The sequence below is a fragment of the Streptomyces sp. AK010 genome (assembly GCF_014207295.1).
Taxonomy (GTDB): domain Bacteria; phylum Actinomycetota; class Actinomycetes; order Streptomycetales; family Streptomycetaceae; genus Streptomyces; species Streptomyces massasporeus.
Genome location: NZ_JACHCX010000010.1, coordinates 230142 through 241909 on the forward strand (window position 1 = coordinate 230142; position 11768 = coordinate 241909).

Annotated in this window: 11 protein-coding genes; 6 read left to right on the forward strand and 5 right to left on the reverse strand. The window is 70.9% G+C overall.

The window, feature by feature from the left end; translation table 11 throughout:
- Window positions 1-87 precede the first annotated feature (87 nt).
- Together HDC93_RS20930 and HDC93_RS20935 are read right to left on the reverse strand one after the other, a co-directional pair.
- The gene (locus HDC93_RS20930) at window positions 88-1785 is read right to left on the reverse strand and encodes a threonine/serine exporter ThrE family protein (protein ID WP_185012397.1); all 1698 of its coding nucleotides are present in this window, start codon (window positions 1783-1785) and stop codon (window positions 88-90) included.
- Window positions 1786-1904: 119 nt separating this feature from the next.
- Window positions 1905-2396 carry an inorganic diphosphatase gene (locus tag HDC93_RS20935; protein WP_003975424.1) on the reverse strand — a complete coding sequence of 164 codons (492 nt, stop codon included), beginning with the start codon at window positions 2394-2396 and terminating at the stop codon, window positions 1905-1907.
- Window positions 2397-2475: 79 nt separating this feature from the next.
- On the opposite strand from HDC93_RS20935, the gene dacB reads away from it, so the two are divergent.
- The 6 genes from dacB (at window position 2476) to folE (ending at window position 10142) form a co-directional block, all read left to right on the forward strand.
- The gene (gene dacB / locus HDC93_RS20940) at window positions 2476-4095 is read left to right on the forward strand and encodes a D-alanyl-D-alanine carboxypeptidase/D-alanyl-D-alanine-endopeptidase (RefSeq protein WP_185012398.1); all 1620 of its coding nucleotides are present in this window, start codon (window positions 2476-2478) and stop codon (window positions 4093-4095) included.
- 104 nt (window positions 4096-4199) lie between these two features.
- Window positions 4200-5327 carry a zinc-dependent metalloprotease gene (locus tag HDC93_RS20945; RefSeq protein ID WP_185012399.1) on the forward strand — a complete coding sequence of 376 codons (1128 nt, stop codon included), beginning with the start codon at window positions 4200-4202 and terminating at the stop codon, window positions 5325-5327.
- 196 nt (window positions 5328-5523) lie between these two features.
- The gene (tilS, locus tag HDC93_RS20950; protein WP_185012400.1) at window positions 5524-6561 is read left to right on the forward strand and encodes a tRNA lysidine(34) synthetase TilS; all 1038 of its coding nucleotides are present in this window, start codon (window positions 5524-5526) and stop codon (window positions 6559-6561) included.
- A gap of 62 nt (window positions 6562-6623) precedes the next feature.
- On the forward strand, window positions 6624-7184 hold the full coding sequence (hpt, locus tag HDC93_RS20955; RefSeq protein WP_185012460.1) for a hypoxanthine phosphoribosyltransferase: 561 nt from the start codon (window positions 6624-6626) through the stop codon (window positions 7182-7184).
- A gap of 186 nt (window positions 7185-7370) precedes the next feature.
- Window positions 7371-9410 carry an ATP-dependent zinc metalloprotease FtsH gene (gene ftsH / locus HDC93_RS20960; protein WP_185012401.1) on the forward strand — a complete coding sequence of 680 codons (2040 nt, stop codon included), beginning with the start codon at window positions 7371-7373 and terminating at the stop codon, window positions 9408-9410.
- Window positions 9411-9536: 126 nt separating this feature from the next.
- The gene (gene folE / locus HDC93_RS20965) at window positions 9537-10142 is read left to right on the forward strand and encodes a GTP cyclohydrolase I FolE (protein ID WP_185012402.1); all 606 of its coding nucleotides are present in this window, start codon (window positions 9537-9539) and stop codon (window positions 10140-10142) included.
- A 30-nt stretch (window positions 10143-10172) separates the two neighbouring features.
- Here the strand turns inward: folE and HDC93_RS20970 are convergent, their stop codons facing one another.
- From HDC93_RS20970 to folB, 3 genes are read right to left on the reverse strand one after another with little or no spacing between them, the layout of a single operon-like run.
- The gene (locus HDC93_RS20970) at window positions 10173-10661 is read right to left on the reverse strand and encodes a DUF3180 domain-containing protein (protein WP_097218629.1); all 489 of its coding nucleotides are present in this window, start codon (window positions 10659-10661) and stop codon (window positions 10173-10175) included.
- A gap of 60 nt (window positions 10662-10721) precedes the next feature.
- On the reverse strand, window positions 10722-11333 hold the full coding sequence (gene folK / locus HDC93_RS20975) for a 2-amino-4-hydroxy-6-hydroxymethyldihydropteridine diphosphokinase (protein ID WP_185012403.1): 612 nt from the start codon (window positions 11331-11333) through the stop codon (window positions 10722-10724).
- Complete coding sequence (gene folB / locus HDC93_RS20980; protein ID WP_185012404.1) at window positions 11330-11689, reverse strand: dihydroneopterin aldolase; 360 nt, start codon at window positions 11687-11689, stop codon at window positions 11330-11332. Before folB ends, folK begins: the two co-directional genes overlap by 4 nt.
- Window positions 11690-11768 lie beyond the last annotated feature (79 nt).

Below are 11768 nucleotides of genomic sequence, written 5' to 3' on the forward strand. Positions count from 1 at the left end.
CGGTTGTCCTGGGGGCGCGGGGAACCGCGCGAAGACCCTCACCGGCCCGCGGCCGCCGACGCACCCCCGGCCCCGACCTCCTCGGCGCTAGAAACCCCTCGTGCGCTTGGCGGCCCGCCGCTTCTCCGCGGACCCGATGCGCAGGAACATCCGGGAGATCTCCGACCCGAGGTTCACCCCGATGGCGATGGCCATGGCGAGCGCCACCGCCTTCGACAGCGACACCAGCCCCTGGTCGATCTCGTTCTGCGCGATCGCCAGCAGTCCGAAGTACGTCGCGGAACCCGGCAGAAGCGGCCCGATCGCCGCCGTCGTGTAGGGCAGGGCGGAGGCGAACTGATACCGGGACAGCAACTGCCCGAACAGCCCCACCAGCCCCGCTGCCGCCGCCGTGGACGCCACCGGCGAGATGTCCCCCACGTAGTGCATCGCGCCGTAGACGACCCACGCGACACCGCCGTTCAGCGTCACCCACATCACGGTGGATCGTTCCTGCTGGAGCAGCACCGCGAACGCCAGGGACAGCAGCATCGACGCCCCGATCATCATCACCGGGTCGTCGGAGGCACCGAGCGCCTGGTCGGGGTTGAGCCGCGCGCCCAGCTGCACGCCGAAGTACAGCACCAGCAGCACACCCGCGACGATGCCGACGAAGAAGTACAGGACCTCCAGCAGCCGCGCGGACGCGGTGATGTAGAAACCGGTCAGCCCGTCCTGCACCCCCGCCACCAGCGCCCGCCCCGGCAGCAGCGCGAACAGACCACCGGTGATGACCGCGGACGCCTTCACGTCCACGTGGCCCAGCGTCAGCGCGACCCCGATCGCGGCCGGCGGCATCGCGGCCACCGTGAACTGGTAGAACTCCGGCAGCCCGCGCCCCGCGCACAGCCACGCGAGCCGGTCACCGAGCATCGCGCCCAGCGCCGCCGCGACGAACACGATCATGTCGCCGCCCACCAGCACGGAGGCCGCACCGGCCAGCAGCCCGCTCGCACCGGTCAGCGCCCAGCCGGGGTAGGGGTGGCGGTTACGGCGGATCTCCGCCAGCCGCCGGTAGGCCTCCTCCAGGGAGACCGCCGTCTCGTGGTCGCTGAGGTCGTCCACCAGCTGGTAGACGGCCGCCAGCCGCGTGTAGTCGGTACCGCGCCGGCGCACCGTACGCGACGCCGTGACCGGGTCGTCCACGAGGGACGGCTGGTAGGAGATCGCCAGCAGGGTGAAGGTGACGTTCGGCTCGCAGCGGTCGAGACCGTACGACCGGCACACGGCGAACATCGCCGCCTCCACGTCCTCGGCGCCCTCACCGCCCGCCAGCAGCAACTCCCCGATACGCAGCGTCAGGTCGAGCACGCGCGGCACCGCCGGCCCGCTCTCGTCGCCGCCGCGCTGGCTCACCTCCGGCGCCGGCCGCTCCGCCACCGGCATGCGCAGCATCGTGCGCATCCGGTCCTGCCAGGGCACGTCCTTGGTCAGACTGACCACGGGGATCCCGCTCGGCGGCGTGAAGGCCGTGGGGGCGTGCTTCGAGCTGTACGTGCTCGGCGGGGTGAACGCCGACCCCTCCTGCTCCGCCGCGGGCGCCGCATGGACGTCCAGCCCCTGCGGCACGGCGAACTCGGACGTCGTCTCGGACTCCGCGCCGGCCGCCTTGTGCAGAGCCAGCCCGTCGGGGATCGCGAACTCCGACGTCGTCGACATGTCGCCGTCGACGCCACTCCCGGCCGGAGGCAGGAACGCGTTCCTCGCCTCGTCCGACCTCGGCTTGCGGTCCTCCGCGTCCGTCACTGCCTGGCGCTCCCTGTACGACACGTCAGCCTCGTACCCCCCACAGCCTCAGTATGCGCACAGAGGGACGAACGGGCCGCACACGCAGGCGTGCGGCCCGTCAGCATCAGGAGAGGAGGTCAGTGACCGCCCTGGTCCTTGAACCGCTTGTAGGACCGCTCGATCTCGGCCTCGGCCTCGGTGCGGCCCACCCAGTCGGCACCCTCGACCGACTTGCCGGGCTCCAGGTCCTTGTACACCTCGAAGAAGTGCTGGATCTCCAGGCGGTCGAACTCCGACACGTGGTGGATGTCCCGCAGGTGTTCCACACGCGGGTCCGTCGACGGCACGCACAGCAGCTTGTCGTCGCCGCCCGCCTCGTCCGTCATGCGGAACATGCCGATCGCGCGGCAGCGGATCAGACAGCCCGGGAACGTCGGCTCGTCGAGGATGACCAGCGCGTCCAGCGGGTCGCCGTCCTCGCCGAGGGTGTTCTCGACGAAGCCGTAGTCGGTCGGGTAGGCGGTCGAGGTGAAGAGTCGCCGGTCCAGGCGGATACGACCGGTCTCGTGGTCCACCTCGTACTTGTTGCGCGAACCCTTCGGAATCTCGATCGTGACGTCGAACTCCACCGGTGGCTCCTCCATGATCAACACATAGTTCTGGTGGTTAAGTGTCCCTCACGCAGGTGTGTGATCGCGAAAGGGGCTGGTGGTCGTGCCGGAGCTGAGGCCTTGGCGGGCCGCGAAACCGCACGTGGTGCGCCTCGCGGATGCCGTACGACCACGCCTGGCCCGGGTCGCAGCGGCCACGAAACCACAGGTCGCGCGGCTCGCACGAGCCACGAAACCACAGGTCGCGCGGCTCGCACGAGCCGGGAAACCGCAGGTCGCGCGGGTCGCGCTGCCGAAGACCTGGCAGTACACCGCGGGTGCCGCCACCGCCGGACTCGCACTCGCCGCCGGTGTGGTGACCGCCGCCGGTCCCTGGGACTCCTCCGGTCAGCGTACGGCCGAGCGGGACCGGGCTGTGGCCCTGGGCCGCGCGGGTGGCGCAGATCACGGCAGCGCCCCCGGCGCACCCGGCCGGCCCCGGCCCGCCCCCAGCGCCGGACCCGTGCTGACCGGCCTCGGCGGCGTCAGCACCGTGAAGTCCGCCCCGGAGAGCAAGGCCCTCGCGGGCGCCCTCGACCCGCTGCTGAAGGACCCGGCCCTCGGTACCCGGCCCGCCGCGGCCGTCATCGACGTGACCACCGGCAGGCGCCTGTACGGCTCCGGCTCGGGCACCGGACTCACCCCCGCCTCCACCACCAAGGTCGCCACGGCCGTCGCCGCACTGTCCGCCATGGGCACCGACCACCGCCTCACCACCCGCGCCGCCCTCGAACCCGACACCAAGGAAGTCGTCCTGGTCGGCGGCGGCGACCCCACCCTCACGGCCCGCGAGAAGGCCGAGGGCTCCGCGAGCCTGCGCACCCTGGCCGCCGGCACGGCTGCCGCCCTCGCCGACCGGGGCGTGCGCGAGGTCACCCTCTCCTACGACACGACCCTCTACGCGGGCGACGAAATGCACCCGATCGGGGTCGACGGCAACCTCGCCCGCGTCACCCCCCTGATGGCCGACGAGGGCCGCACCGACGACTCCACGAGCGGCCCCGTCGCCCGCGTGCCCGACCCGGCGGCGGACGCCGCCCGCCGCTTCGGTGACTTCCTGAAGTCCCACGGCGTCAAGACCACCGCCCCCGGCCCCTCCAAGGCCACCACCCGCGCCAAGACCCTCGCGACGGCCTCCTCGCCCCCGCTCTCCGCCCTCGTCGAGCGCATGCTGACCAACAGCGACAACGACATCGCCGAAGCCCTCGCCCGCCTGACGGCGATCGCCACCGGCGACCGCGCCGACTTCGCCGGCGCCGGCAAGGCCATCGGCTCCCAGCTGCGGGGGCTCGGCCTCCCCGTCAAGGGCGCCGCCTTCAAGGACGGCAGCGGCCTCAACCGCGCCGACCGGCTCACCCCCGACCTCCTCACCGCCCTGCTCGCCAAGGCCGCCGACCCCTCCCACCCCGAACTCCGCCCGGCCCTCACCGGCCTCCCCGTCGCCGGCTTCACCGGCACCCTGACCACCCGTTACACGGACGGAGCATCCGGCGTCGTCCGCGCCAAGACCGGCACTCTCTCCGGCGTCCACACCCTCGCCGGCACCCTCGTCGACGCGGACGGCCGCCTGCTGGCCTTCGCGTTCATGGCCAACGGCACGGACGGGATCCTCCCCACCACGACCCAGAAGGCCCTGGACCGGATCGCCACCGCCCTGGCGGCGTGCGGCTGCCGGTGACGGACCCCTCCACCCGCCCGCCGGCTCCGGCCGGAGCCGGGCCCCGGCGGCCCCCGGCCCTCGCCGCCCTGCCCCAGCGGCGAGCGCTCACGTACGGTTGACGCATGACGAGCATCGGTGGTGCTTCAACCGGCATGGTCGACTGGAACCTCGCGGTCGCGACCGCGACCCGGCTCGTACGGCCGGGCCCCGAGGCCAGTCGCGACGAGGCCCGCGCCGTCGTCGCGGAGCTGCGCCGGCATGCCAAGGCCGCGGAGGAACACGTCCGCGGATTCACCCGTCTGGGCACCGAGGAGGGCCACGACACCCCCGTCCTGGTCGTCGACCGGCCGGGGTGGATCCGGGCGAACGTCGCCGGGTTCCGGGAAATCCTCCGGCCCCTCCTCGACAAGATGCAGGAACGGCGCGGCGACACCCCGGCCGGCTCGGTCATGAGCGCCGTCGGCGGCAAGGTCACCGGCGTCGAACTCGGCATGCTGCTCTCCTTCCTGTCCTCCCGCGTCCTCGGCCAGTACGAGACCTTCGCCCCCGCCACCCGCGAACTCCCCAGCGGCGGCAACGGCGGCGGCCGGCTCCTGCTCGTCGCCCCGAACATCGTCCACGTCGAGCGCGAACTCGACGTGGACCCGCACGACTTCAGGCTCTGGGTGTGCCTGCACGAGGAGACGCACCGCACCCAGTTCACCGCCGTGCCCTGGTTGCGGGACCACCTCGAGGGTGAAATCCAGTCGTTCCTGCAGGAGACCGACGTCGACCCCATGACCGTCCTGGAACGCGTCCGGGAAGCCGCCCAGACCCTCGCCGGAGGCCGCCCCGAGGCCGAGGAAGGCGACCGCGGCCGCTCCCTCGTCGAGATCGTCCAGACCCCCGCCCAGCGCGAGATCCTCGGCCGCCTCACGGCCGTCATGTCCCTGCTGGAAGGCCACGCCGACTTCGTGATGGACGGCGTCGGCCCGTCCGTCGTACCCTCCGTCGGCGAGATCCGCGAGAAGTTCCAGCAGCGCCGCGCCAAGGGCGCCTCCCGCCTCGACCTGGCCCTGCGCAAACTCCTCGGCCTGGACGCCAAACTCCGCCAGTACCGGGACGGCGAGCGCTTCGTACGGGCCGTCGTCGACGAGGTCGGCATGGACGGCTTCAACCGCGTGTGGACCTCACCCAACACCCTCCCCACCAAGTCGGAGATCGCCAAACCGGCGGACTGGGTCGCGCGGGTGCACCGCAGGGCCGAGTAGTGAACATCGCGGGAAGGTCGTGAAAGGAAACCGGCCGACGGCAGGCGAACGCCCCTCCAATCACCCGTCCGAGGGACCGTGAGGCAGGGGTGGGCGTGCAATGCTCAGGGAACGGCCCGGTTCTGTCACCATCTACACACTCTGCGTGACCGACACGTGGGCTCACCCCCCGAAAACTTCATGAAGGGAACCGGACATGGGTCCCCATCCTGCGGTCGCGGCGATACGCCTGGCGGTCCGCCGCGTCCTCCACGACCTCCTCACCGAACACCACCGCGCCCCCGCCGCGGTCCCGCACGCCCCCTCGCACGAGCAGCCGCCCCCGCCGCTCGTGCTCGTGGCATGCTCCGGCGGCGCCGACTCCATGGCCCTCGCCTCCGCCCTCGCCTTCGAATCCCCCAAACTCGGCATCAGAGCCGGCGGCGTCACCGTCGACCACGGCCTCCAGCCCGGCTCAGACGCCCGCGCCGCGGAAGTCGTCCAGCGCCTGCGCGAACTCGGCCTCGACCCCGTCGACTCCGTCGCCGTCACCGTCGGCCGCACCGGCGGACCCGAAGCCGCCGCCCGCGACGCCCGCTACGCCGCACTCGACACCGCGGCCGAACGCCACGGCGCCGCCGCCGTCCTGCTCGGCCACACCCGCGACGACCAGGCCGAAACCGTCCTGCTCGGCCTCGCCCGCGGCTCCGGCATCCGCTCCCTGTCCGGCATGGCCGCGGTCTCGGGGGCCGGCGGCCGCTACCGGCGCCCCTTCCTGGAACTCGACCGGCAGACCGCCCGCAAAGCCTGCATGGTCCAGTCCCTGCCCGTCTGGGACGACCCCCACAACGCCGACCCGGCCTACACCCGCTCCCGGCTGCGCCACGAAGGCCTGCCCGCCCTGGAGAAGGCCCTCGGCAAAGGCGTCGTCGAAGCCCTCGCCCGTACGGCCCGGCTCTCCCGCGACGACGCCGACGCCCTCGACTCCTGGGCCGGCCAGGCCGAGGCCACCGTCCGCGACGCCACCGGACTCCTCGAATGCGCCAAGCTCTACGCCCTGCCGCCCGCCGTACGCCGCCGCATCCTGCGCCGGGCCGCCATCGCGGTCGGCGCACCCGCCGGCTCACTCTTCGCCCGCCACATCGAGGAAGTCGACCGGCTGATCACCGGCTGGCGCGGTCAGGGAGCCATCAACCTCCCCGGCAAAGTCGTGGCCCGGCGGCAGGGTGGCAGACTGGTGATTCGGCAAGGCTGAACCACGACCCCTCCCCACAGCCTGGCGGAGGGGCCGCTCGGCCGGTGGGACGACCGAAAGTGATGCGGGTGGACGCGAAAGACATGGGTGCCGACCTCGAGAAGGTGCTCATCACCAAGGAAGAGATCGACGCCAAGCTGGCCGAGATGGCAGCGAAGATCGACGCGGAGTACGCGGGCAAGGACCTGCTGATCGTCGGAGTCCTCAAGGGCGCGGTGATGGTCATGGCCGACCTCGCCAGGGCGCTGTCCACCCCCGTCACCATGGACTGGATGGCCGTATCCTCGTACGGGGCGGGCACCCAGTCCTCCGGTGTGGTGCGGATCCTCAAGGACCTCGACACCGACATCAAGGGCAAGCACGTCCTGATCGTCGAAGACATCATCGACTCCGGCCTGACCCTGTCCTGGCTGCTCTCCAACCTCGGCTCGCGCGAACCCGCCTCCCTCAAGGTGTGCACGCTGCTGCGCAAGCCCGAGGCCGCGAAGGTCGCCATCGACGTGGAATGGGTCGGCTTCGACATCCCCAACGAATTCGTCGTGGGCTACGGCCTCGACTACGCCGAGAAGTACCGCAACCTCCCGTTCGTCGGTACGCTCGCGCCCCACGTGTACGGCGGCTGAAACCCCGGCCGCAGTGCCGTCACGGTGATCGGGAACCCCAGCGGACCTCCCGCCGTTGGAGCAGGCGTAGGCGGATCGCCAGTCGTCCCACGCGGCTTCAGGTGACAATGCTGGGGTACCGTCCGAAGAACAGTCTTTATCAAACTCACTATGGCAGGAGGGACGGGGCGGCACCGCTCCGTATGGATGGACGTGAAGCGATACTTCCGTGGGCCGGTCATGTGGATCGTGCTGGCCGTCCTTGCCGTGGTCGTGTTGATGCAGGTCGTCGGCTCGTCCGGCGGCTACAAGACGGTGGACACCGGCCAGGTCGTCCAGGCGATCAACCAGAACAAGATCGAGTCGGCCAAGCTGACCACCGGTGACGAGCAGACCATCAAGGCCACGCTCAAAGACGGTGTGAAGATCGAGGGCAGCTCGAAGATCCAGGCGAGCTACATCGGCGACCAGGGCGTCGACATCGCCAACACGCTGCAGAACAAGTACCAGGACAAGCAGATCCCGGACGGCTACACCGTTTCGCCGTCCAAGCAGAACCCGTTCGTCGGCATCCTGCTCTCCCTGCTGCCCTTCGTGCTGATCGTGGTCGTGTTCCTGTTCCTGATGAATCAGATGCAGGGCGGCGGCTCCCGGGTCATGAACTTCGGGAAGTCCAAGGCCAAGCTCATCACCAAGGACACCCCCAAGACCACCTTCTCCGACGTCGCCGGATCCGACGAGGCCGTCGAGGAACTCCACGAGATCAAGGAGTTCCTCCAGGAGCCGGCCAAGTTCCAGGCCGTCGGCGCCAAGATCCCCAAGGGCGTCCTGCTCTACGGGCCTCCCGGCACCGGCAAGACCCTGCTCGCGCGCGCCGTCGCGGGCGAGGCGGGTGTCCCCTTCTACTCGATCTCCGGTTCCGACTTCGTCGAGATGTTCGTCGGCGTCGGTGCGTCCCGAGTCCGTGACCTGTTCGAGCAGGCCAAGGCGAACGCCCCGGCGATCGTCTTCGTCGACGAGATCGACGCGGTCGGCCGCCACCGCGGCGCCGGCCTCGGCGGCGGTCACGACGAGCGCGAGCAGACCCTGAACCAGCTCCTCGTCGAGATGGACGGCTTCGACGTCAAGGGCGGCGTGATTCTCATCGCCGCGACGAACCGCCCCGACATCCTCGACCCGGCGCTGCTGCGCCCCGGCCGTTTCGACCGGCAGATCGCCGTCGACCGCCCGGACATGCAGGGCCGTCTGGAGATCCTCAAGGTCCACCAGAAGGGCAAGCCGGTCGCACCCGACGTCGACCTGTCGGCCATGGCCCGCCGTACGCCCGGCATGACGGGTGCCGATCTGGCCAACGTCCTGAACGAGGCCGCCCTGCTGACGGCCCGCAGCGACCAGAAGCTGATCGACAACCACATGCTGGACGAGGCGATCGACCGTGTGGTCGCGGGCCCGCAGAAGCGGACCCGGATCATGTCGGACAAGGAGAAGAAGATCACCGCGTACCACGAGGGCGGACACGCCCTGGTCGCGGCGGCCTCGCCGAACTCCGACCCCGTCCACAAGATCACGATCCTGTCGCGAGGCCGCGCCCTCGGCTACACGATGGTGCTGCCGGACGAGGACAAGTACTCCACCACGCGCAACGAGATGCTGGACCAGCTGGCCTACATGCTGGGCGGCCGCGCGGCCGAGGAGCTCGTCTTCCACGACCCGACCACGGGTGCCGCCAACGACATCGAGAAGGCCACGGGCCTGGCCCGCGCGATGGTCACGCAGTACGGCATGACCGAGCGTCTCGGCGCGATCAAGTTCGGTGGCGACAACACCGAGCCCTTCCTCGGCCGTGAGATGTCTCACCAGCGCGACTACTCGGAAGAGGTCGCCGCGCTCGTGGACGAAGAGGTCAAGAAGCTCATCGAGACCGCGCACAACGAGGCCTGGGAGATCCTGGTCGAGAACCGCGACGTCCTCGACAACCTCGTGCTGCAGCTGCTGGAGAAGGAGACGCTGGGCAAGGAGCAGATCGCCGAGATCTTCGCCCCCATCGTCAAGCGCCCGCCCAGGCCCGCCTGGACCGGCTCCTCCCGCCGCACGCCGTCCACCCGTCCGCCGGTCCTCTCCCCCAAGGAGCTGGCCCTGACGAACGGCGCGAACGGCGCGACGCCGGCCATCTCCACCGCGAAGAGCACCGCGGCGGAGCCCGCCCCGGCGCCCGAGCGGACCCCGGAGGACCGCCCCGAGAGCTGACCGAGCTCTCCCGGCGGCCCACCGCCCCGGAATGGATGCCGCGCCCCCCAGGTTTTAGCCTGGGGGGCGCGGCTTTTCGCCATTTCCGCAGGCCGCCCCGTGAAGGACACAGGAACGAGGCATCAGATGACCGACCCCGTGACGCTGGACGGCGACGGCCATATCGGCGAGTTCGACGAGAAGCGCGCCGAGAACGCCGTACGCGAACTCCTGATCGCGGTCGGCGAGGACCCGGACCGCGAGGGCCTCCGGGAGACGCCTGCGCGGGTGGCGCGGGCGTACAAGGAGATATTCGCGGGTCTGTGGCAGCAGCCCGAGGACGTGCTGACGACGACGTTCGACATCGGGCACGACGAGATGGTCCTGGTGAAGGACATCGAGGTGTACTCGACCTGTGAGCACCATCTCGTACCGTTCCGGGGCGTCGCGCACGTCGGGTACATCCCGGCCACCAGCGGCAAGATCACGGGGCTGTCCAAGCTGGCCCGGCTCGTGGACGTCTACGCCCGCCGCCCGCAGGTGCAGGAACGACTCACCACGCAGATCGCGGACTCCCTGATGGAGATCCTGGAGCCGCGCGGAGTCATCGTGGTCGTCGAGTGCGAGCACATGTGCATGTCCATGCGCGGGATCCGCAAGCCGGGCGCCAAGACGCTGACGTCGGCCGTGCGGGGGCAGTTGCGGGACATGGCGACGCGCAACGAGGCGATGAGCCTCATCATGGCGCGCTGAGGCCCGCTGAACCCCCGCTGAAGCCCTGCGTCAGACCGTCGGGGCAACCCCCGTGCCGTCGTTCTCGTCGTCTTCGGGGAGTTTGCAGACGCGTTCCAGGAAGATCGCTGCCGCTATGACGCCGATGCCCGCGAGGACGGAGAGGCCGGCGTAGATGGCCTGGTCGCGGCGGGCGGGGATGTCGAGGGACTCCAGGAGGAAGACGCCGGTGCCGCCGTACATGCCGGCGACCAGGGCGGCGACCAGGGCGCTGGCGTGGCCGAAGACGACCGCGCGGGCCGCCATGAGGGGGTCGACGCCCTTGGCCTCGGGGCGGCGCTCGCGCTGGGCCTTGAGGCGGGCGCGGATCGAGAGTGCCGTGGCCAGCAGGACCACGGCGATCACGGCGAGGACGATGGGGGCGGCCAGGGGGACGCTCGGGAGTGTTCCGACCGAGTTCCACAGGCGGGCGCCCGCCCAGGAAAGGATGCCGGCCACGACGAAGACGGCGGCCAGCACCCTGATACGCAGCTCTCTCACGGTGTCCCTTCGGTTCCCCCGGTTTGCCGGCCCGGTTCGCGGCCGTCTTGACCTTAACGGCTACTCGGGCAGCCGGAGTTCCAGGTCCTGGCGCGGCGCCACGCCGTCGCGGGTGACGGTGTCCAGGAGGCCGGCGACGGGTCCGCGGCCGGGCAGCTGCGCCTCGGGGTCGAGGTCGTGCCAGGGGGCCAGGACGAAGGCGCGCTCGTGGGCGCGGGGGTGGGGGAGGGTGAGCTGCGGGTCGTCGGAGACGACGTCGGCGTAGGAGACGATGTCGACGTCGAGGGTGCGGGGGCCCCAGTGCTCGTCCCGGACGCGGTGGAAGGCCTCCTCGACCGCGTGGGCGCGCTCCAGGAGCGAGGACGGCGGGAGGGTGGTCTTGAGGACCACGACGGCGTTGAAGTAGGCGGGCTGGCTGCCGGGGTCGACGCCCCAGGGCTCGGTCTCGTAGACGGGGGAGACGCCCTTGATGCGCAGGCCGGGCGTGTCGCCGAGGGCGTCGACGGCCCCCTGGAGGGTCTCCAGGCGGTTGCCGAGGTTGGAGCCGAGGGCGACCACGGCCCATTTGGGGTTGGACAGGGTCGTGTCGGCGGCGTCGACCTTCTCGACGACGGAGGCGGGTACCGGCTGTACGGTCGGGTCGCTGGGACCCTGGATGAAGGGCGCGGTCATGCTCGGCTCCGGGTGATGGTGACGGTCACGTCGTCGAAGGGGACGGTGATCGGGGCGTCCGGTTTGTGGACGCAGACCTCGACCTCCTGTACTCCCTCGTGCTTCAGACAGACCTGGGCGATGCGCTCGGCGAGCGTCTCGATGAGGTCGACGGGCTCGCCCTGAACGACGGCCACGGCCTCCTCCGCCACGATGCCGTAGTGCACGGTCTTCGCCAGGTCGTCGTCGGCCGCGGCCGGTCGGGTGTCGAGGCCGAGGACGAGGTCCACGATGAAGGTCTGGCCCTCTTCGCGTTCCCTGGGGAACACGCCGTGGTGCCCGCGGGCCTTCAGGCCGCGCAGCGCGACACGATCCACGCGAATCACTCCTGCAATCGTCGGTCAGGGCCGGTGGGTGCCGTGTGCGGTCGGCACACCGGCCTCGGTCGAATCTACC

Excerpts from the sequence above, each read along its gene's own strand:
- HDC93_RS20945 (WP_185012399.1), top strand. The coding sequence starts at position 4,200 with ATGACGAGCATCGGTGGTGCTTCAACCGGCATGGTCGACTGGAACCTC.
- tilS (WP_185012400.1), top strand. The coding sequence starts at position 5,524 with ATGGGTCCCCATCCTGCGGTCGCGGCGATACGCCTGGCGGTCCGCCGC.
- hpt (WP_185012460.1), top strand. The coding sequence starts at position 6,624 with ATGCGGGTGGACGCGAAAGACATGGGTGCCGACCTCGAGAAGGTGCTC.
- ftsH (WP_185012401.1), top strand. The coding sequence starts at position 7,371 with ATGGACGTGAAGCGATACTTCCGTGGGCCGGTCATGTGGATCGTGCTG.
- folE (WP_185012402.1), top strand. The coding sequence starts at position 9,537 with ATGACCGACCCCGTGACGCTGGACGGCGACGGCCATATCGGCGAGTTC.
- folK (WP_185012403.1), bottom strand. The coding sequence starts at position 11,333 with ATGACCGCGCCCTTCATCCAGGGTCCCAGCGACCCGACCGTACAGCCG.